The organism is Pantoea cypripedii (genome assembly GCF_011395035.1).
Classification (GTDB): Bacteria; Pseudomonadota; Gammaproteobacteria; order Enterobacterales; family Enterobacteriaceae; genus Pantoea; species Pantoea cypripedii_A.
This window is the reverse complement of record NZ_CP024770.1, coordinates 1269489-1291102: the sequence shown is the minus strand read 5'-3', so window position 1 is coordinate 1291102 and position 21614 is coordinate 1269489. Positions and strand designations below refer to the sequence as shown.

The window sequence follows — 21614 nt, the reverse complement described above, 5'->3', positions numbered from 1 at the left end:
AAATTACTATGGTTTATTGTCTATCGTATACCATTTTGAAACTGTGACCGCCGCTCGGTTTTTTACAAAATGGCAACATTTATACGATTGACCTGATTTTTACGTAGCAAAGCACATGCCATAAATAGTCAATTGTCAGGATAAAACCCTGCGACAAACTGTGTGGAATCATGTATTGAATTGAAAATAAACACATTTATTTTTTGATATCTCAAAGGATAGTTAATACAGAACCGGAAATTTTTTGCAGTTCCTGCTTCGAGCAAACAAGAAATTATGTTAATTATTTGCACTGACTTAGTGCCGAGCTGCTCCTTTTTAAGGCGACAAGACTTGGGCTTGCATACCGAACGGGTGCTGGTAAGGTCTAAAGTATTCAGCGTTAGGACCCTGGCGTCATTTTGAAGAATCATAATGGGAAGAAATTCGAAAGGTTAATCTATTATTGTAGCCTTTAAAATTCTCCAACATAGTATGGTTATCAGAATTAAAATCTTCCCAATTATTTATGTTGGAGTATATATCGGTAATAAAACAATGGGAATATCAAAGGATGGCATCTCATAAAGACATTGGTCAAAGGTGAATATTATTTAATTGATTAATTCATAGATTCACCTCAAGACCTGGGTTTAGCAAAAATGATTTTTTAAGAGCATCGTGCTTTATCATACCTGGGGTGATCAATATTAATGAGGATAATAATCGGAGTACTCACTGACATCAGTAGATGTTTGGGTGTTAAACGCATAAGGCACGCAGTTATTGTACTCAGCATAATATAATGGCCAGTTACTGTTCTAAATCCCGAAACGGTTTATAACAGAAAAACAGTTTAACAGGGAAAAACTCCATCAATGGAGCAGCTATTATTCTGACCGGGATATTGCAACGAAGGTTAGCCATTAAAAGAATGGATAAGTCTCACTTAATTAAAAAGTGCGGGATGGCTATTTGATATTGATGAAGTGAATAATGATAAAAATATATACTCCTGAATGGGAGGTTTATTGTGTAAAAACTCGCTGGCCACAATGTTTGGATAGAGAGTTGAAAATTGCACTCTGGTACAGATGCAAAAAAGTGAGAAAAAAATTCATGTATCTCGCTGTAAACGCTGTTGAGTGTCAGGAATCAGAAGAAAACCCACATCTTATCCAGGTCAGATAATGATTTAATCATGCAGTATGAATTTATCTGAAATTAAATTGAGAAAATTTGCATCTTATCTTTAAGTAGGTTTAAGTGGAATGAATTTTACAGTTGATGAAAATATGAACTGTTATGTCAGTGATATCATCCTTCTTTGATGATCTTTTCCATAAAGGACTTTGTCAGTCTAACGCCAGGCATACGGAATAATTTCCTGCTGAATTAGCAAATATGATCTTGTTGCCAGGTGTGAACAACAAGTAATCGTTGATGTACTCGTTTTTCTTCCGGGGCACAGTACTGCTTTGGTGGAATAGACCCTCATCTTTACGCGAGACAGTGAAAGAACATGCTGAAACTGGTTTCAAGATAGGTTTGCTAAGCATAACATCAAAAAGTGTGGTATTGATAAGAATCATAGTATATCGTATACCATAATATGGTTGAGAGTTAGTATGATGCTCATATAAATCAGGATGTTACCATGCAGTTAAGTAACTGATATTCATCATTAATGATCGGGGTTGGTATGTCATAAAGAATTAATTTTGTATTTTTTTGGCGCTATTTCTAATTGGATTGTGTATTTTTGATGTCATTTCAAATGAAAAAGAGAGAGTTAAGGGATTTCTTCTGGAAGATTAATAATCTGGATTTGCATTGTGAAGATGTCTGGTCTGAAACGTATAAAATAGTGTCAGCATTGTATGGTATTAAGATTCTTTCAGTACTTTATTATCTTCAGAATGATAAGTCATTTCTTAGTCTTTTTACCAGTGAGAATCGCGTTCATGCAGCAGGTGTAAAAATGAAATACAAAAAGAACGAATGGAGTTCTCGAACGCTGCAGCATGCCGAGGAAGTAACTTTCAATGACAAAATGACAATACTTGAGCAATTTGAGAAGGGGGCACTATTGATTTCACTTGGATATCAAGCCACTTTATCAATCCCTGTTCTGCATCAGAACAAAGTCGTTGGCGTGGTCAATTTTGTCAATGAGAAAGACCATTTTAATGATGAATGGATGGCCGATATCCGTTCGGTTATAAAAATATTATTACCCTATATACTCGATTCTGGTCTAAGAAGAAAACGCGCAGAATTATGGGGTGCCATAACAGAGTTAGTTTAATATCACAGGTTCCTGAATTCAAGGTGTTCAATACGCTTCATCATGCGTTGGATTGATTTTTTGTTTCATTGGAAAAATACTATATTGTGAATTAATCTATTGTCATCATGCATACCTATTTAAGCTGAACTGATTTATCGCTCAGGATGAAGATGATCAACTTCTTACCACACAAGGCAATTTCTTGCTTATCGTTTTAATCTTTTTAAGCGCAGAAGAGGTAGATGTTGCTTTGCTGACTTTTGTCATATCCCCCAATTGCACCAATTCTAATTTTTTTGCACTACAGCGGTGCTTTTCCACCGCCAGATGTCACGAGCATCAGGCCAAAACACGGCTGTGAAGGGTTGTGTTAAGATGGCATGTCTATTGCATATTGATATATCAGTATATTGAAACTCACAGTGAGGTTGTCATGTTTGTTCTTAAATCAATTGTTGCAGGGATTATCTTAGTGGGAAGTCTGTCTTCTCCGGCAGTAATGGCTAAAGAATGGAATGAAATCCGCATCGCCACTGAAGGAACCTATAAACCATTCAGTTACATAGCAGACGGTAAATTGACTGGGTTTGACGTCGACATCGCCAATGCATTGTGTGAAAAAATGAAGGCAAAATGTACCATTGTTTCGCAGGAGTGGGATGGAATGATCCCCGGGTTGATGTCAGGAAAGTATGATGCCATCGTGGCCAGTATGTCGATCACGCCTGAACGTGAGAAGAAAATTGACTTCTCCGATAAATATTACGCAACACCAGCACGCTTTATTACCACCAAAGACAGCGACATTAAAGAAACTACGCCAGAATCGCTGAAAGGAAAGACGGTAGGTGTCCAGGTCTCCACTGCCCAGGCTACTTACCTTGAAGATAAATATAAAGGTACTGACATCAAGATGTATAAAACTGTTGATGATGCAGATATGGATCTTGCCAATGGTCGAATCGACCTGGTTTTTTCAGATGCAGCCATTCTTTCAGACTGGATGAAGTCTTCAGATGGGCTCTGCTGTCATTTTGTAGGAACAGAAGTTCGCGACCAACAATACTTTGGGGTTGGGAAAGGGGTTGGGGTTAGAAAATCTGATTCCGACTTGCGCGACCAGTTCAATGCGGCCATTAAAGCTATCATTGCAGACGGAACCTTTGACCGTATTAATAAGAAATATTTCGATTTTTCAATCAAGTAAATTTCTATCGAAAGTTAAAGGTAATCTATGAATGAATACCTGAGTTATCTTTCATTCGGGAATGGAGGATGGGCGAAGCCCATCCTTTCCGGGGCACTGTTGACGATCGAACTTGCAGTTACCACGCTGCCGTTTGGCGTGATTTTCGGGCTGCTACTGGCGAATGGGATGCTGAGTCAGAAGAAAGCAGTACGACGCTTCTGTGTTGCTTATGGAACAGTATTTCGGGCATTGCCTGAGTTGTTGACCATTTTCATTATCTATTACGGCTCACAACTCGCGATTAAGACGGCATGTGATTTTATGGGCTGGGAAACGCCACAGATCAACGGGTTTATTGCAGGGTTACTCGCATTGGGCGTGGTATTTGCTGCCTTTTCCTGCGAGATTTTTTATACCGCGTTTAAAACTATCCCAAAGGGGCAATATGAAGCTTCCTATGCTCTCGGTCTGACGGCGAAGACCAGTTATTTTCGTGTGACGCTTCCTCAGATATGGCGAATTGCGCTACCGGGCCTCGGTAATATCTGGCTGGTGCTGCTGAAGGATACATCATTGGTTTCTGTTATCGCCTTAGCTGATTTGATGAGGCAGACCTATGTGGCCGTCAACTCGACAAAGGAGCCTTTTTTCTTTTACGCCCTGGCTTGTGCGATTTACCTGATTTTTTCATCATTTTCTGGTGTTGTTCTCAGCATACTGGAACGCAGAGCTAACCGGTATTACACAAGGGGATAAACATGTTTGAGTTGTTGCAGGAATATGGTCCCCGCATGCTGAATGGGCTTGGGCTGACGTTCAATATTGTTCTGACTTCAGTATTAATCGGTGCAGTATTATCGCTGGTAATTCTGGTTTTACGTATGTCGGGTTCATCGGTGCTTAAGCCACTTGCTGTGATGTATATCTATTTTTTTCGCGGCACACCGCTACTGGCTCAGACCTTCCTGGTTTATTACGGTGCGGGTCAGTTCAGGCATGAACTTCAACAGCTGGGTATATGGTGGTTTTTCCGTGAGGCTTACTGGTGTACCGTTTTTACCTTCGCATTGAACACTGCTGCTTATCAGGCTGAAATCTGGCGGGGTGCTATTCAGTCGGTGCCTCAGGGGCAGCGCGAAGCTATTCACGCCCTTGGCTTAACGCGTGCCTCTGGTTTCTTAAAGGTCATTTTTCCTCAGGCCGCGATTGTCGCGCTGCGGCCACTGGGCAATGAACTGGTGCTAATGATGAAATCATCAGCGATTGCCAGCACCATCACTGTAATGGAAGTGATGGGTACAACGGCGATGGCCTTTTCTCGCACATTCGATTTTCAGGTCTATTTTTGGGCTGCAATTATCTACCTGGTGATCGTTGAAGTCATTCGTCGTCTGGTGCTGCTGATCAGCAACCGGCTGTCAAAACATATGATCGGAGCCTGAAGGCCGGGAGAAATAAATGGTTTCACCAGAAAGACAGAAACTTATCGTGCAGTTCTATGGTGTTAATAAGTGGTATGGGGACTATGCAGCGTTGCGCAATATCGAATTGACTGTCAGTCAGGGTGAGATAGTTATTGTATGTGGTCCATCGGGAAGTGGAAAATCTACATTAATTCGTTGCGTTAATGGGCTGGAAAAATACCAGGAAGGAAAAATTGTGGTGAATGGCACTGATGTCGGTGTAACACGTAGCGGGGATGATAAGGTCAGATGTGAAACCGGTATGGTGTTTCAGAACTTCAATTTATTCCCACATATGACCGCACTTGAAAACTGTATGCTCGCACCGAAGTCAGTATTGAAAATTTCTACAGCTGAGGCGCAGGAACGTGCTGAAAAATTCCTGACCAAAGTGGGCATGTCACACAAAATGGACCATTATCCCAGTCAACTGTCGGGTGGCCAGCAGCAGCGTGTCGCCATTGCCCGTGCTCTCTGCATGTCTCCCTTAGTGCTACTGCTGGATGAACCGACGTCTGCTCTTGATCCTGAAATGGTAAAGGAGGTGCTGGATGTTCTGTTGTCACTGGCTGAAAGCGGGATAACCATGATGTGTGTTACCCACGAGATGGATTTTGCGCGTAAGGCGGCTGACAGAGTTGTCTTTATGGACCAGGGGGAAATAGTGGAAATAAATACACCAGACGTTTTTTTCACTTGTCCCGCATCTGAACGTGCTCGCCAGTTTGTTGGGCAAATTTCACACTAATGAAAAGAGGCGTGAGCCTCTTATTTTCTTATCCCAATAAACGATTCAAACCACTTTTTGATGCCAGATGGGATAATAGTTCATCATCTTTTTCAAAATAATGACGATGTTTATCCAGTAGAATCATAAGGCTGTCATATACCTCAAGATTAATTATCATCAATTCTTCCGCTGAACTTTCATCTCCCCGGCGGATCGCCTGATACAGTGCTTCATGTTCTTTAATCACCGCATCGTAGTGTTGTTCAACGGCGAAAGCCATCCTGCGAACTCGATCGAGATGGCCAGTCCCGCCATGCAGTGTTAACCAGATTTCAGGCATGTTGGCACATTTCGCAATCAGCTTGTGAAATTCATCATCCAGCGAAAAAAAGTAACTGGTGTTGGTATTTGCAGCAGCAAAGCGCTGGCGGTTAATAATTTCATCAAACTCAATATCATACTCGGAGCGATAAAAGCGCGCCGCCAGTTTAGCCAGTCGGGGTTCCAGCGATTCACGCAAAAATTGGCCATCCAGCACCAGTTTGATATCGATAGGGCTGACGAGCGTTCCCTGATTTGGCCGGACAATGATCAGATTTTGATTAGCCAAAGACAACAGTGCCTCACGCACCGGTGTTCTGGAGAGTCCGAGCTGCATGGCAATATCCTTTTCCTGGATCACTTCTCCAGGAGGGAGACGCATGGCGATGATGGCATCCCGCATCAGAGTGAAGACCTGCATGGTTTTCGGTAAACGGTGATCCAGCATCTCAGGTGAAAACAGAAAACCCATTGAAATACCTCATAAACTGTAGATGTAGTCAAGCCTGAATTTGTCTACCAATATATCACGGAACCTGATTTCGGTAATCATACTTCAAGTGTGATGTATAAGTTATTCCTCTGAGTCATCCAGGGAATGAACATGATTTTTCTGTTTATTCCAGTACCAGTTAATACATTGACTGGAGATCTCTTTATTTACATTAACTGATATGCCAATATATCACATGATTTTTTACTCATGGTGACCAGTATGGAAGAGAAGCTTTCATCCAACGCGAATGCAACTAACACACTGATGGATCAGCAATGTGATATTGACTGTGATTTTGCAGAAACAGTTCTGCGGGAGCATTACAACATTCAGGGTCAGGTCCGAAAACTACGCAGCGAAAGAGATCAAAATTTTTTGGTTGAGTGTACCGACGGACTTAAATTTACAATTAAGTTCGCTCATCCAGGCGAAGAGTGGCTGGTGAGCAATTTTCAGACTGAATTGTTACATCACATCAATCTGCGAGCGCCGGAACTACCAGTCCAGCAGGTCAGAGCGGACTGTCATGGCCGCTTCGATCTCCGCCTGAATTGTCTGGGACAGATGAGGACCGTCCGGGTTGTAAGCTATATCGAAGGTATGTTGATGGCACAGTCACCCGCGACTGAAAGGCAGAAATATCATCTTGGGAAAATGGCCGGACGCGTAACGCATGCGCTCAGTGATTTCAGCCATCCCGGCCAGGATCACATTCTGTTGTGGGATGCGCAACATGCCTCTTCATTGCGTGACTATATGGATGTGATTATCGCACCTGAGCGTCGAAATATGCTGGCGTTCTGCCTGGAAAATTTCGAGAAGAAGGTTAAGCCACTGCTGCCTGCTTTGCGTAAAAGCGTGGTTCATAACGACATGAATGGCGACAACGTGTTAGTTAATCCTGCGAATACTGATCAAATAGCCGCAATCCTTGATTTTGGTGATGCCGTTTGCACTGCCATAGCCATCGATGTAGCTGTTGGAGCAACGTATCAATTGGGTACGGGTGATGAACTTTTGCAGGGGGCACTGGCTTTTCTTCGCGGTTACGTAAAAGAAGTCCCGTTGCTTCAGAATGAAATAAACATCATGTTCGATCTTTTTCTTATTCGCATGTTTGTGCGGATTGTCATCACTGAATGGCGCGCCCGCCAGTTTCCAGAAAATAGCGATTATATCCTGAGAAATACTGCAACGAGCTGGTTGCAGCTGGAACAACTGCTGGCATTGCCTGTTGAGGAAACCCGTTCGCTAGTTCAATCAGCCTGTAAGGAATAACTATGTCCCAGTCTTTTTCTACCACTGCTGGCATGCAGAATGGCTTTGATGTTGCTCGTGTCAATGAGCTGAACGCACATGAGCGTGATATCGTCACCCGTCGTGAGGCTCTGCTTGGGCCATCCTACAAATTGATGTATGAACATCCGGTTGAGTTCGTCCGTGGTGAGGGTGTGTTTCTGTATGACGCGCAAGGTCATGCGTATCTTGATTGCTACAACAATGTGCCTTCAGTCGGTCATTGTAACCCGGCGGTGGTAGAGGCGGTTTCTGCACAGATTGCCACATTGAATACCCACACCCGGTATATGAGCGAGAATATCCTCAATTATTCAGCTCAGCTTTTGAATACCTTTGAACCTGAACTTGGCCACGTCATGTATACCTGCACGGGTAGCGAAGCAGTAGACCTTTCACTGCGCATTGCCAAATTTTTCACTGGTGGCACGGGTATCATTGTGACGGATTATGCCTACCACGGCATAACCACGACGGTTGCAGCTATCTCAACGACGATGGGCAAATATGTGCCGGTCGATCAACACGTCAGAACCGTCCGTGCGCCTGATGCGTATCGTGTCTCTGAAGATGTGGATGTGGGACAGCGACTGGCAGATGATATTGAAGCTGCAATCGCCGATATGGAGCGGCATGGCATCAAATTCGCGGGTTTTATTGCCGACAGTATATTTTCAACGGATGGCCTGCTGACCACCCCCACGGGTTTTCTCCAGAAAGCTATTGAGGTTGTGCACAAACATGGTGGGGTTTACATTGCGGATGAGGTTCAGCCAGGTTTTGCACGTACTGGTTCTCATATGTGGGGTTACCAGCGGCATGACATAAAACCGGATCTGGTGGTGATGGGTAAGCCTATGGGAAATGGTTTGCCTATCGCTGCGGTGGTGGCGAAACCAGAATTGCTTGCTGACTTCGGCCGCAAGGTTCGCTACTTCAACACCTTTGCCGGAAATCCGGTTTGTATCGCAGCAGCTCAGGCTGTACTTGATGAGATCCAGAACAAAAATCTGATGGATAATTCCCGCATCCTCGGTGACTATCTGTTGCATGGCTTCCGTACCATCGCGGAGAATTACTCACAGGTAGGTGATGTACGAGGTGCAGGTCTTTATCATGCGATTGAGTTTGTGAAAAATCCAGACAGCAAAGAAGCGGATGGCGAACTGACGCGCAAAGTCGTGAGTGAATTGCGCGAGCGACGCATTCTGATCAGCACCACTGGAAAAAATGAAAACAGCCTCAAGATTCGACCATTACTGACTTTCAATCAGGACAATGCAGACCATCTGTTAAACCAGTTTGAAGACACACTGAAGGCCATCATCGGTTAGGGGAAATAATGCAACACCTCGTCACTCCCGTTCTATTCTTTGAGCAATGGCTGTCTGGATTCATATCATTGTGACGATTCGGTGTTGCAAAGGTTCTTCATGACCTTATTCACCTTATTATTTTTTTCATTACTGGGTGTCGGTATGCATCATGTCGACACCGGTATGACAGCGAAAGCGTTTCTCAAATCCGGCGTTGCTTCCTTTTCTGATCAGTGCTACTGCGCAATATTCTTGTGAAATATCCCGCTGCGACTAACTATTCTGAGAATGGTTGAATGCCATTCGTTCCTGATTCTCCCTAAGTTCCCGTTATTGCCCATCAACTGCACTGTAATGCCACCCCATTCCAGTGCAGTTGCACCACCCTGGTGTCATTATAAATATTGTAGGACGATTTTATATTATTTGATGATCGCAAATGAATTTTTGATATGGTTGTTTCTCGTAAATATACAATAAAAACAATTAATTAGTAAATTATTTTCAATTATGGCACTGAGATTGCTTAGGGATTAATGTCCTACAAAATTAGTTAGTGACCAGGCGCGCAAGCTCAGAGCTATCAATTGAACTTGACGGAAAGCGATCCACCAATGATGAGGCGACGTTAAATGAGTAAATTTGGTCGTATTGGAAAGCTTATTTGTACAATTCTGGCAGTAAGCACACCTTCTTTAGTAATGGCAAAGGAGTACTCATTACCTGAACGTCTGGCCATGAGTAGTCAGATTACTTATTGCTCTCCGATGGATGTACCTCCGCTGACGTTTTATGATGAAAATTCCACACCCTCAGGTCTGACCGTGGAGATAGCTAATCGGATTGCAAAGGATATGGGTAACAAAAAGGTTGTATGGAAAATCATTCCCTTCTCAGGAATGATCCCGGCTTTACTCGCATCTCAATGTGACATGATAGTTGCACAGCTTTTTGATAAACCAGAACGCCGACAGGTCATTGACATTGTTAATTATATGGAGTCCAGTCAGGCAATAGTTGTCGCAATGAATAATCCGAAGAAGATCGCGACATTAGACGATTTAAGTGGGAAAAAAGTCGCTGTAAATAACGGCTCTACCATTAAAACATTACTGGATAAGCAAAGTGATGCTTTTGTAAAAGCAGGAAAACCGCCCATTAATATTGTGATTTTCCCATCTGATGGTGAAGCTTTTCAGGCACTACGATTGGGACAGGTTGATGCACACGGAACGACTATGGAAGCGGCTGGATACTATGAAACGATTTCAAAAGGCACGTTCAAAACTGCTGTTCCTGCTTTTAATAAAATATTAACCGGATTCGGTATACGTAAAGAAGATCAACAACTAAGTGCTGCCGTGCACGATATCCTTACATCAATGCAACAGGATGGAAGCTATCAATCCGCGTTCAGAAAATGGAACATTGAAGGTGACCGGCTGCCACAGGGAAAATTATGAATTTTGATCTCAATATTTTTCTGCAATATGCATTGCACCCAAGCCATACCTACCTTTACGGGTTATGGTTAACCTGCATTATCGCCCTGACGTCCGTTGTGCTTGGCGCAGCTATTGGGATGTTAGCTGCATTATGTCGAATGTCGGCAAACCGTTTATTTCAATATCCAGTCCGTTTTTATATTTGGGTAATCAGAGGTACACCTCTCCTTGTGCAAATTTTGTTCCTTTATACTGCTCTTGCTGCAGGTAATGTATATCGGTTTGAAGATATTTACTTTGGGGAATTTGTGCTCCCTGGGAATATACAGGCGGCCATTGTAGCGTTATCAATCAGTGAAGGTGCATTTATGGCAGAGATTATCCGTGCCGGGTTGCTTTCTATAGATAAGGGCCAATATGAAGCAGCAAAAGCTTTAGGTATGACATATCCAAGATTGATGCGACGTATTATTTTCCCACAATCTATGAAGGTAATCATCCCTGGAATGGGAAATCAGGTAAATGTTTTATTAAAAAACACCACGCTTGTTAGTGTTATTGGTGTCCCGGAATTAATGTTGAGTACTCAAATGATCACTTCCGCGACATTCAGGGTATTTGAACTGTACCTTTTACTGACGATTTATTTTCTTATCCTGACGTCGTTATGGAGTCTGGTTCAGCGCAGACTTGAACAACATTATGCCAGGTCTGAGCGTTTTACTGATCCTGCATAATATCTATTCAGAATTGTCCAACGTTGACAGGAATCAAGTTTATGAATCGGGAAACTATAGTTATAGATGCCAGAGATATAAAAAAAACCTATGGAAAATCTGTGGTTCTGAAGTCTGTATCATTATCTGTGAAACTGGGTGAAGTTGTAGTGCTCATTGGTGCCTCAGGTTCCGGTAAAACAACTTTTATCCGCTGCATAAACCAGCTGGAAGATATTCAGGCAGGCGAAATCTACATTCATGGTAATCGTATCGGTTTTCGACAGAGGGCTTCTGGAAGCTGGATGAAAGACTCAGAGCGTAACATTGCCCGGCAACGTCTGGATGTTGGTATGGTATTTCAGCGGTTCAACCTATTCCCACACATGACGGCTCTGGAAAACGTGATTGAAGCACCTACTCAGGTGCTACGTATTCCGAAGGAGAAAGCAATTCAGGAAGCAAAATCGTTATTAAAACGTGTCGGGTTGGCCGACCGTGAAAATCATTATCCCGCACAGCTTTCGGGCGGGCAGCAGCAGAGAGTTGCAATCGCGCGGGCATTGGCAATGAAACCAGATGTGTTGCTTTTCGATGAACCCACCAGTGCCCTTGACCCCGAAATGGTTGGCGAAGTGTTGCAGGTAATGAAGACGCTAGCTGAAGAGGGGATGACGATGATTGTGGTGACTCATGAAATGGGATTTGCCAGAGATGTTGCTAATCGTGTGGTTGTCCTTGATAAAGGCGAGTTGATAGAAGAAGGCTCTCCTGAAGACATTTTTAGCAATCCTAAACATCCAAGAACACGTTCATTTCTTTCAAGGGTGCTACCAGATGGAGGCTTTTAAGCCGGAATATTAGGTTTTCTGATAATACTAAACCAGTTGATGTGCCGATGGACAGTCTTATGTATAACCGGCACAGGATAGGATACATCATTGAATAAGGTAAATGACGCACGCTGGTCGGGCAAATTGGAAAAATAAAGGAGAATACAACGTAGAAAAAAGGAAAAAAGTTGCCAGAGTGACAGAGACAAACTAACAGGAAATACACCATTTTCCTAATGTAAATACCTCGAAAACGATGCATGATAGTAGAGGTTTTTTTCTTTTCTGAAGAAAATAGCTTCATCAATGATCATCTGGTTTGCCTCTGGAGGAAAGTTTACATGAAAATTGAAGGCATCACAGTTGCTGATTGCTTGATTTTACGTCAGGCAGTGCTCTGGCCTGCTTCTGAACTTGCTCAATGCCAGGTGGAAGGGGATGAAGAGGCATCGCATTATGGAATTGTCCTGCAGGACCAAATTGTCAGCTGTCTCTCAGTTTTTTTCGTCGATTGCGAGACCTGTCAGATAAGAAAGTTTGCCACTCTTCAACAGCATCAGGGTAAGGGCTATGGTACAGCATTGATGCATGCTGTTCTGGCTAAGCTGTCTGAGTTGTCAATTCAGCATGTGTTTCTTGATGCAAGAACCTCATCTACCTCATTTTATCGTAACGTTGGTTTTACTGCTGAGGGGGATGCGTTTATGAAAAATAACATCGAGTATATTCGCATGAATTTCGATAAGGATCGTTTATAAGCATATCCGTCTGTCAACAGAAGAGAGATAACTTCGATTTTTAAAGAAAGGGCGGAGTGATATCCGCCGTTTTTAAGTATTCAAATATATTGGGATGAGTTAATGATTGAATAGTTTGTCCGGATTAAGAGAGAATATTTTTCTTGTCAGGTCACGGTCTCCAATCCAATCGTAAAATGTATCGATGATATGGCCATCATTGATATCTCTGAATGGCGAATGAGCATTCTTCTCTGCCAACCCGATACCACCAGAGGGGTGCGGCCAGTTCGAACCCCATATCAACCTGTCCGGGTTTATACTCGCTAAAGAGCCTATTAAGTCACGAAAAAAGTTGTGATCGGGGTCTGTAGAAACAATATAGGGTGCAGCGAGTTTTATTATAATGTTGGCGTTTGCGTATAAATCAGTTAATTCCGGGAGTGTTTTCAAGCCGCTACCGGGCTTAAACGTTACCCCTGCAAAATGATCAAGTATCGTTTGGCACTTTAACGCTTCGAGTTCATCACGCAGAGCAATGAGAGTAGAGTAGGGGGCGAATAGCTGCAAATGCCACTCCATTTCATTGGTAATCTTTTTAGCAAATCTAAGTTCCTCACGAGATTGAGTAATATCTGACCCTGCAGCAGACAGATTGAGGCGGATCCCTTTGACACCAGCTGCTTTATATTCATATAACGTTTCTGGGGTTGTTGTCTTATCAACAACTGCAATGCCACGGGCAATATCGGGACCAAGGACTCTGAGCGCATTTAAAAGACAACTATTATCAGTGCCATAAATGCTGGGCTGAACCAGTACGACTCTTTCAAGACCGAGGATATACTGATGTTTCTCTAAATCATGAACAGTGGCTTGTGCGGGTGTATAGCTACGGTTTTCTGTGAGTGGATATCGTTCGTAAGGGCCGAAAATATGCACATGGCAGTCATATGCTTTCTCTGGTAAAGGTACGGTGGGTTGGGTATGAACTCTGCCCAATACAAGCTCATTTTTTTTCATCCGGGCACTCCTGACCTTACGTGTTCTGTTGTTGTCTTTCGATTGCGTCAAGGATCCGCATTGCAGGCAAAACCGAACGCACTGTGACTCGCGGTTCTCTTTTTTCCCTGATGGCATTGAGAAAATCCGGGGCTACCTGTGCATTATTCGTTTCTTCTGCGTCGACAGATATCATTTCTGCACCCAGATATAACTGGCCACTGAGGATATCCAGTCGATAGGAATTCTGGTTAGTGATGACAAAAACATCGAAAATTCGATCTGGTGAATTGTACGAACCCATACAGGAAATAGCTTGTTTGCTGGACGTTTCCAGAATCGCAGTCAGTTCCATGGGAATTGTGGTGTAATTGTCAGCAGCAGGCATAACGGACGAGATCTTTATTAGTTTATCAGCTGCGCGTTGTGGTTCCCCCGCTCCTGCCAACCACAAACCGACATCGACAAGATGTGCACCGTGATGCCAGAGAAGATTATCGGTCCAGGACCGTTGTAATCCGGTGGAGCCGATATTTTCCCGGCGATGAAGGTACAGGCGTGACTGGACCTGGAGCAGTATTTCTTCACCCGAGTTTAGTCTTTCCGTGAGTGCAATATGTTCCTTCCGGAAACGCATGGGGTGCACTACTCCCACCGTCAGCTGATACCTTTCCGCAGCCTCAACAATTCTCTCGCAATCCGCCAATGTCAACGCAAGCGGAATCTCGACCAGAACATGCTTCCCCTGGCTTAGTGCATACAAAGCCATCTCAGCGTGTGACTGACTGGGACCCGCGATGATGACCACATCTATTTCGGGGTTAGAAAATGCCTGCTGGTAATCATCACTTACGCAGGCGTAACCGAATTCTTGCGCAAATTTAGCAGCCTTTGCCAGGTCGTGTCCGACAAGGGTATGAAGGGTATCTTTGCCATGTCTCAGGGCACGGGAGTGCCAGGTTCCCATCATGCCGTAACCAACCATACAGATATTCATGGGTTCTCCTGCCGATAGCGATTTATTAATGCCTGCGTAGCACCGCGAAAAATTCCTACATCAGAACCAACAGCAACAGCCGTTACGCCCCAATTAATATAGCGTCTTGCATCTTCCGCGATCGGGGCCAGAATACCGACAGCAACACGATGATGCTGACAGCGTTCAATAAGATGGCGAATGGTTTGCTGTACATGCAAATTGTCGGGTTGTCCCAGATAACCCAGTGCGGCTGCTAAATCAGAGGGTCCGATGAAAATTGCATCTACACCTTCAACCTGGCAAATTTCATCGATATTGCTGATGCCGGCTGTGCTTTCGATCTGAATCATCACTGAAATATTGTGGTTAATCTGTTTGAAATAATCCGCTTCGGCACCATAGCGGTTGCTACGATGGCTGACAGATACACCCCGGATCCCCTCAGGAGGATAGCGGGTTGATTTGACAGCCAGCGTCGCCTCTTCCGCTGTCTCTACAAAGGGAACCATAAAGTTGTAAAATCCAATATCCAGCAGTCGCTTAATACTGACCGGGTCGTTGGATGGGGGTCTGACAACCGCGGCACTGCTCGTATCTTTTAAGGCCATTAGCTGCGTAACAAAAGAGGGAATATCATTTGGGGAATGCTCTCCATCTATGAGTAACCAGTCAAATCCTGCGAGTCCCAGAATCTCAGTGGTTATAGGGTTGCTCAGGCCACACCAGCAACCTGTCAGTAAATCGCCGTTGCGTAAACACGAACGGAATATGTTGGGTAAAACAGGCCGTTCCATTTCAACCTCATTGTTTATTATGGGGAAATTAAATCGGTTCGCAGCGGGTTATTGAATTGGCGGCTCGGGGATTTTCCCTCCAGGGCCGTCAATGGTGAGCAGATAATCAAAGTCGCATCCGTCATCTGCCTGGCTTACATGTTCGGTAAACATCCTCCCATACCCTCTGGGATAACGTGGGGCGGGTTTAATCCACAGTTCCCTGCGAGCTGCCATTTCTTCTTCGGTGATGAGCAGATTTAGTTGACGCTTTTGTACACTCAATTCTATGAGATCCCCATCCTGCACAAAGGCTAATGGCCCTCCTATAAAAGATTCTGGGGAGATATGCACCACGCAGGACCCGAAGCTGGTTCCGCTCATTCGGGAGTCAGAGATCCGAACAATATCCTTCACACCTTGTTGAAGCAGTTTTTTAGGAATAGGTATTTGTCCCCATTCGGGGAAACCGGGTGCCCCCAGGGGACCGGCATTTTGGAGCACGAGAACAGAGTCAGCTGTTACATCGAGCTCTGGATCATCGATACGCGCCTGAAGGTCTTCCACATCACGAAAAACAACCGCTTTACCGATGTGTTCACGTAGCCGAGGGGCAGCAGCATGAATTTTGAGTACCGCACTATTAGGCGCAAGATTGCCTCTTAAAATGACGAGGCTTCCCAACTCACCTAATGGTTTATCCAGGGGGAAGATAACGTCATTGTTATAGACTTCTGCGCCATTGATATTTTCACCTAACGTTTTGCCGGTTACCGTCATCGTGGAGCGATCAATAAAATCGCCAAGTCTGTTCAGCAGGGCATTCAAACCACCGGCGTAATAAAAGTCCTCCATAAGATATTTTCCGGCGGGGCGGATGTTAGCCATATGCGGCACTCGCTGAGACAGCTGGTCAAAGCGCTCGACGGTGAGCGGAATGCCTGCGCGTCTGGCCATCGCAATAATATGTACCACTGAGTTAGTTGAACCGCCTAAAGCGAGCGCGGTTGTAATGGCATTATCGAAAGAGGCAGAAGTCAGGAAATGTGAGGGTTTAAGGTCTTCCCAGACCATTTCAACGATTCTTCGGCCAGTGCGCTCGGCCATAATGGCGTGCCTGGAATCAGGTGCAACGATCGATGAAGCACCTGGCAGACAAAATCCAAGTGCGTCCGCCATGCTCATCATGGTGGGAGCGGTACCCATCGTCATGCATGTACCTGCCGAACGGGAAATACCGTTTTCTACTTCTTCGAGCTGTTCCTCGGTGTACTCGCCTGCTTTAAACTTATACCAGGAGGCAAATAAATCTGTTCCAGAACCGAGAGTCATGCCTTTATTGTCCCCTCGTAATGAGGGCCCGGCTGGGAGATATATTGCCGGGATATCCATTGAAATTGCTCCCATGATCAAGCCTGGTGTTGTTTTATCACATCCTCCCATCAATACTGCACCGTCGATCGGATGGGATCGGAGCAATTCCTCAGTCTCTATTGCAAGCAAGTTTCGATACAGCATTGCAGCGGGACGGACATAGGGTTCACCAAGCGACATGGCTGGTAGCTCTATAGGAAAGCCGCCGGCTTGTAAAATGCCCCGTTTTACCTGCTCTGCCCGGTCCTTGAAATGTGTATGGCAGGGATTGATTTCACTCCATGTATTGATAATGGCTATGACGGGTTTCCCCATGTAGTCTTCGCGTGCATAACCCTGCTGGGCCATACGTGCTCTGTGGCCCAGTGAGCGGAAAACAGGTGCGCCAAACCAGCGGTAACTTCTCAGTTCTTCGGGTTTTTTTCTCATTTTTATCCGCTACTCCAGAGCTGTTTCTGTAATTTATGGGATTAAAGGACAGAATTATAACTATCATAGTTACTGATATATTGGTATATCACATGTTTAGTTAAGTGATCTAGTTCGCAATTCAGCTCTCACTTTTGTGATGAGTATGTAATCCATTTTATTGATATATTTATGTATAGGTCTTCCTCTGTTGTGGTGGCTCCGGCAGGCTGCTGGCCATAACATCACGCTGATGAAACAGAAATTGCATTTTAAAACAGAGCGTTATATATCCCTCATTTTTTCATTACCCGCACTCAACTCTAACCCCCTGTGCTTATAAAATATCTTCCCGCTCCAGGGGAAATCATTTTCCCGAAGTCCCTGTTATTAATCAGCTTGTGTGCAGGAGATTTTTTGCCCGGTGTATCAACAGCGTCCACCTTCCTTCATACTTCAGCTGAATAAGACCCCATACGGGATATATCCGCAAAGTGGCAACGACTGACAGAGATTTGATCCAGCCAAAATAACCCACCTCGTCCAAACCCGCTTCAGACACAGGTAAGTAAATGACATCAGGATGACTCGCGCACGCGATATTTTTATAGGTAGTCAGCGCATCAGCGCTACCTGCCAATCTAAAACATCACTTGCCGCCTTCACTCCGTGCGACGGAAATTTCGGCGATTCCGGTGTAGAACCCTAATTATATTGATGACGAAGATTATCGTCGCCGGATCCTGACGCAACTCCATCGGGGAGAAGGCCGGCTTGCAGTGGTTCGGGCAATTTGTTAAGGACAGCATGGGGAGGTCAGAAGGCGTTATCGTGAAGGGCTGGATGCGCAGTCATGGAAAAGAAACTAGGGAGGAGGATATCGCCAGTTTATCCCCACTGATTCACGGGCATATGAACATGCTGGGAAATTATACGTTCACGCTACCGGAGGATATTATGAACGGAGATCTGAGAACGTAGAATTTTAATTTAAACAATGAATTATCTCGTTAGCGTACGTTTTCGTTCCATGGGTACTCAAACTCCACGTTATAGCGACCTGTAGCACCGGAAATAGTTTACATTACCCACTTTCGAATTCAGCACGTAAATAATCGGCAAAAATGGCGGAAGCCTTCTCCATTCCTGATGCTGTCATTGTATGTGCAAGCTTGAAAGTTTTGCGATTGCTCAGCATATTGATCAGCCCGTTACGGCAAAGTGTTTACAACTGGTGCGGAAGTTATCGCCATGCGCGGGTTCTGCCAGAACAGAATTGATTTTCCGCTTCAGCCAGGCTGATGAAATCGACTCATCTGCTGGCCTTTGTTGTGCTGTAGCGTAAAGGGTTAAGAGTACTTTTCTGAATGGCCGACAGGCGCATGAGTGGTTATCCATTGCAGCAATGATTTATTGGCATCCAGTAATATTCATTGCTGCAATGATTTGCAGAGAGATAGCTTAAAAAGAAGCCGAATGATCAGCGTGTAGTTTTGCTTTCCTGTGCGCGAATGAAATCTTCGACAGAAAAACCAAAGGCTTGTTTTGTCTGGTCTTGCCCAACGGCTACCCCCTTAACTGTGAGGATAGATTCAAGAAGCCGCACATACTCCTTTGTCGCACGCTCCGAGCGTGGAATGTTGAGAGCATGCACAATAAGCTCTCGTTCATAGGTACGGATCAGCTCAATATCCTGGACTGAAAGAGTAAAGTGACCGCCAGTAGTAACTTGATGAGGTTGTTTCAATTCGGCGGGTTTTTCAGTGAAAATACCAGCACCAGTATGGAATACGAGACCATCTGCATTAGGTGGTATTCCGAACAGATCAACTCCCTCACCAACATATAATACAGCCCCATTAGGCAGTGCATTATATGAAACGTTCAGAAGCCATTTATCCATTGACTCGGATAAAGGACAATGCTCCTGTGCTTCAGGTAGCGCCTCCCCCAACTGTGCTCTTACCACCTCGCGTACCAAGCCAAAAAAAACCCTGGCATCAGGTATATAGGCACCGAAATCGAATGCATCTTCAAAATCATCAGTCAGGTTGTCGCTATGCTCGCGTTCAAATTCATCGAGCTCTGACAGTAAATCTTTGAGCGCTTTCGGTGACACGCGAGTTGTGTAATAGAGAACCTGCTCGGCTCGATCTTCAGAGCCAGTCATTTCATAGGCGTCCATATTGATATAGCCAGCCATCATCTTTTCGATGCGCGGGTATGTCGTTGTCATATGAACCTCCTTAGCATGGATACGCTGTAAGGATGAAATCAGTGCGGCCATTGATTGGCGGCTCACCTTCATCTATCCAGCGCAATAAAATAGATACTTTATTCTTAACGCGTGCTGGTTGGCCTGGCTTGCTGCGCTTGAACGTCCGACCAACATCAAAATTATTCTGATAGACGATATGCAAATCTTTATCGTTTTCTACAGCATCAGGCAAATCAGCGGTTGCGCTTTTGTCACCTGTATACCAAGTATACACCCTGTCAAGATTGGATAGGAGCGCTTTAGCTACGACTGCTTCCGCAAAGCTCACACCGTTAAAGAACCCGCTACTCGAATGGCAGTTAGAATCCCAGCCGAAGCGCCCTAAAAGTTCGGCATCCGATTTGCCTGCGTGCTTCTTCAGTGTATGTCCACCAAGTGGGCGCCCTGCAGGGGCAGGATCAACAACCTCTTCGTGTTCGCTGAGAGACGTTTTCATTATGTCAGACATAATTTCGACCAATTTGTTCTCGATTACACCAGGTGGTAGCGTCCCATTCCACAAGTCCATGTAAGTACCATTGCTGTAAAAGCGCTAACTTTACGACAAAATATTCCAAATTTATAGCGCTTTAAAACGGCGCGATATCGTCAAATTCGTTGGCGCTCATATCGTTACAGCAATACGCCCCCATATCACCTACCTTCGCCTTCAACTCATCTTCTCTGAGGTTTTTGAACGTCTTGTGTGTACCCATAGCCTGGTGAGTTGGAACCGGATGCAGCGATAGACGACATAACCGCAATGCCCCTTCCAATTCCACGATCACCAGAGAGACATCTACTGGTGTGCGAGCCTTATCAACCACAAGTTGCGAGTCCTTGATTGTCCCCCAATGCGACACACACTCCCCGGATTTCATGAAGTAAGTGGCATACGGCTGTTTGATGAATAATTCATCACGAGAAAATCGTGGTTCAACATAGTTTTGCACTGGAGATGGAAAGCCATAACATTGCCTTCAAATATACCGTATGCGTATGGGTCCTCCCCGTTCATGGGGGAGCGTTCAGAACCCCATGTTCAGCTTTCCATAGTGGAACATGACGCCCAGTTTAAAAGGCTTGCGGTTTCGGTAGCCTCTTGCTTTTGTCCTCAGCAGCCTTATCTTGCTGTTAGCGCCTCGGTATTACCGTTTGAGAAACGATGCCGCATTGCATTCAGTATTCCGTAGGGCCTTTTTTTGATGGCTTTTGCCACATTCCTCATGATGGCAACGTCACAGTTTTCCGCCAGCGCTATCCAGCGCAACCAGTCTGTACAGCGTTCATTACTCCACAGGCGGTTCCAGATTACCCTGGCTAGTTCCTTCAGCGTCCAGTACTGGCTGGTCTGCTGCATCTGCTCACCTAGCCACGTCAGCTTTTCCTGTGTCAACACCACGACTGGCTGGCCGTTTTTTTGGGGGTGCGGACGATTTCCTGGACTGATTAATTATTTGTAGCCCAGTATCTGCCGTGACTCTGCCATACATTTTTCGCCGTACTGCCACAGGAAGCGGTTGCCTTTGGCTTGGCGGCTGTCAGCAGGAAGCCGCGGATATCTGTTCTGCCGGGTTTTATCCACCACCCTGGCTAGCTGTTTCGCCACATGGAACCGATCGAAGTCGATGTTCTCCACAGCATCGGGCAGATGGATTCGGGCTGCCCTGATGTAGCCTGTGTTCATATCCTGACCGATCCTGAATGACGTTGTCGGCGCGACTGATATAAGTCCTAAAATCAGCATGAATTTTGTCCACTCCACCCAACATGGGTTTCTCTTAAGGTTCCTACACCATCCGGAGAAACCGCATGTTAAGCAGAGGGGACCATCTCATGATAAAGCAGATGCGCATTCATGGCGCACATATTATCGACATCGCTCATCACGTCGGATGTTCTGAACGCACGGTCAGACGTCACCTTAAACAACAAAGTAAACCGGCAAGGCCAGACCGCCAGCCTATGAAGAAACTTAAACCCTTCATGCCTTACATCGATCAGCGGTTG

At 44.8% G+C, this 21614-nt stretch carries 19 protein-coding genes and 3 pseudogenes; 13 read left to right on the top strand and 9 right to left on the bottom strand.

The features are described 5' to 3' along the window. The first annotated feature begins 1756 nt into the window (after nt 1-1756). From CUN67_RS29330 to CUN67_RS29310, 5 genes are all read left to right on the top strand, one after another. Nucleotides 1757-2287 carry a GAF domain-containing protein gene (locus CUN67_RS29330; protein WP_208719140.1) on the top strand — a complete coding sequence of 177 codons (531 nt, stop codon included), beginning with the start codon at nt 1757-1759 and terminating at the stop codon, nt 2285-2287. A gap of 415 nt (nt 2288-2702) precedes the next feature. Then, entirely contained in the window at nt 2703-3476 is a 774-nt protein-coding gene (locus tag CUN67_RS29325; RefSeq protein ID WP_208719138.1) for a lysine/arginine/ornithine ABC transporter substrate-binding protein, read from the top strand. A 27-nt stretch (nt 3477-3503) separates the two neighbouring features. Beyond that, entirely contained in the window at nt 3504-4214 is a 711-nt protein-coding gene (locus tag CUN67_RS29320; RefSeq protein ID WP_208719137.1) for an ABC transporter permease, read from the top strand. Between the two features lie 2 nt (nt 4215-4216). Further along, a complete protein-coding gene (locus CUN67_RS29315; RefSeq protein ID WP_208719135.1) occupies nt 4217-4900 on the top strand; it encodes an ABC transporter permease in 684 nt (227 codons plus the stop codon). A 16-nt stretch (nt 4901-4916) separates the two neighbouring features. Continuing rightward, complete coding sequence (locus CUN67_RS29310; protein ID WP_208719132.1) at nt 4917-5669, top strand: amino acid ABC transporter ATP-binding protein; 753 nt, start codon at nt 4917-4919, stop codon at nt 5667-5669. Nucleotides 5670-5697: 28 nt separating this feature from the next. Here the strand turns inward: CUN67_RS29310 and CUN67_RS29305 are convergent, their stop codons facing one another. Then, nucleotides 5698-6444 carry a GntR family transcriptional regulator gene (locus CUN67_RS29305; protein WP_208719130.1) on the bottom strand — a complete coding sequence of 249 codons (747 nt, stop codon included), beginning with the start codon at nt 6442-6444 and terminating at the stop codon, nt 5698-5700. 243 nt (nt 6445-6687) lie between these two features. On the opposite strand from CUN67_RS29305, the gene CUN67_RS29300 reads away from it, so the two are divergent. The 6 genes from CUN67_RS29300 (at nt 6688) to CUN67_RS29275 (ending at nt 12832) form a co-directional block, all read left to right on the top strand. Further along, the gene (locus CUN67_RS29300; RefSeq protein ID WP_208719128.1) at nt 6688-7746 is read left to right on the top strand and encodes a phosphotransferase; all 1059 of its coding nucleotides are present in this window, start codon (nt 6688-6690) and stop codon (nt 7744-7746) included. A gap of 2 nt (nt 7747-7748) precedes the next feature. Beyond that, a complete protein-coding gene (locus CUN67_RS29295) occupies nt 7749-9098 on the top strand; it encodes an aspartate aminotransferase family protein (protein ID WP_208719126.1) in 1350 nt (449 codons plus the stop codon). A gap of 614 nt (nt 9099-9712) precedes the next feature. Continuing rightward, entirely contained in the window at nt 9713-10543 is an 831-nt protein-coding gene (locus CUN67_RS29290) for an ABC transporter substrate-binding protein (RefSeq protein ID WP_439332297.1), read from the top strand. Then, entirely contained in the window at nt 10540-11262 is a 723-nt protein-coding gene (locus tag CUN67_RS29285; protein ID WP_208719124.1) for an amino acid ABC transporter permease, read from the top strand. The genes CUN67_RS29290 and CUN67_RS29285 overlap by 4 nt, the downstream gene beginning before the upstream one ends. A 41-nt stretch (nt 11263-11303) precedes the next feature. Next, on the top strand, nt 11304-12092 hold the full coding sequence (locus CUN67_RS29280) for an amino acid ABC transporter ATP-binding protein (protein ID WP_208719122.1): 789 nt from the start codon (nt 11304-11306) through the stop codon (nt 12090-12092). A gap of 323 nt (nt 12093-12415) precedes the next feature. Then, nucleotides 12416-12832: a GNAT family N-acetyltransferase gene (locus CUN67_RS29275; protein ID WP_208719120.1), complete on the top strand. Its 417-nt coding sequence runs from the start codon at nt 12416-12418 to the stop codon at nt 12830-12832. Between the two features lie 99 nt (nt 12833-12931). Here CUN67_RS29275 and CUN67_RS29270 read toward each other — a convergent pair whose 3' ends face one another. From CUN67_RS29270 to araD, 4 genes are read right to left on the bottom strand one after another with little or no spacing between them, the layout of a single operon-like run. Beyond that, entirely contained in the window at nt 12932-13834 is a 903-nt protein-coding gene (locus CUN67_RS29270; protein ID WP_208719118.1) for an amidohydrolase family protein, read from the bottom strand. Nucleotides 13835-13850: 16 nt separating this feature from the next. Next, entirely contained in the window at nt 13851-14810 is a 960-nt protein-coding gene (locus CUN67_RS29265; protein ID WP_208719116.1) for a Gfo/Idh/MocA family protein, read from the bottom strand. After that, nucleotides 14807-15586: a 2-dehydro-3-deoxyglucarate aldolase gene (gene garL / locus CUN67_RS29260; RefSeq protein ID WP_208719114.1), complete on the bottom strand. Its 780-nt coding sequence runs from the start codon at nt 15584-15586 to the stop codon at nt 14807-14809. Before garL ends, CUN67_RS29265 begins: the two co-directional genes overlap by 4 nt. A 48-nt stretch (nt 15587-15634) precedes the next feature. Beyond that, a complete protein-coding gene (gene araD / locus CUN67_RS29255; RefSeq protein WP_208719112.1) occupies nt 15635-17368 on the bottom strand; it encodes an L-arabinonate dehydratase in 1734 nt (577 codons plus the stop codon). A 686-nt stretch (nt 17369-18054) separates the two neighbouring features. On the opposite strand from araD, the pseudogene CUN67_RS29250 reads away from it, so the two are divergent. Continuing rightward, a pseudogene (locus CUN67_RS29250) lies at nt 18055-18328 on the top strand (Tn3 family transposase); the annotation flags it as partial. Between the two features lie 499 nt (nt 18329-18827). Here CUN67_RS29250 and CUN67_RS29245 read toward each other — a convergent pair. The 4 genes and pseudogenes from CUN67_RS29245 to CUN67_RS29230 form a co-directional block, all read right to left on the bottom strand. After that, nucleotides 18828-19583 (bottom strand): contact-dependent growth inhibition system immunity protein, encoded by a 756-nt coding sequence (locus CUN67_RS29245; protein WP_208719110.1) that lies wholly within the window; start codon nt 19581-19583, stop codon nt 18828-18830. 10 nt (nt 19584-19593) lie between these two features. Further along, nucleotides 19594-20133 (bottom strand): RNase A-like domain-containing protein, encoded by a 540-nt coding sequence (locus CUN67_RS29240; RefSeq protein ID WP_208719109.1) that lies wholly within the window; start codon nt 20131-20133, stop codon nt 19594-19596. 61 nt (nt 20134-20194) lie between these two features. After that, on the bottom strand, nt 20195-20557 hold the full coding sequence (locus CUN67_RS29235) for a LexA family transcriptional regulator (protein WP_208719107.1): 363 nt from the start codon (nt 20555-20557) through the stop codon (nt 20195-20197). A 75-nt stretch (nt 20558-20632) separates the two neighbouring features. Continuing rightward, a pseudogene (locus CUN67_RS29230) lies at nt 20633-21303 on the bottom strand (transposase); the annotation flags it as partial. Nucleotides 21304-21416: 113 nt separating this feature from the next. Between CUN67_RS29230 and CUN67_RS30535 the strand changes: the two are divergent. Beyond that, nucleotides 21417-21614 (top strand): annotated as a pseudogene (locus CUN67_RS30535) (hypothetical protein); the annotation flags it as partial.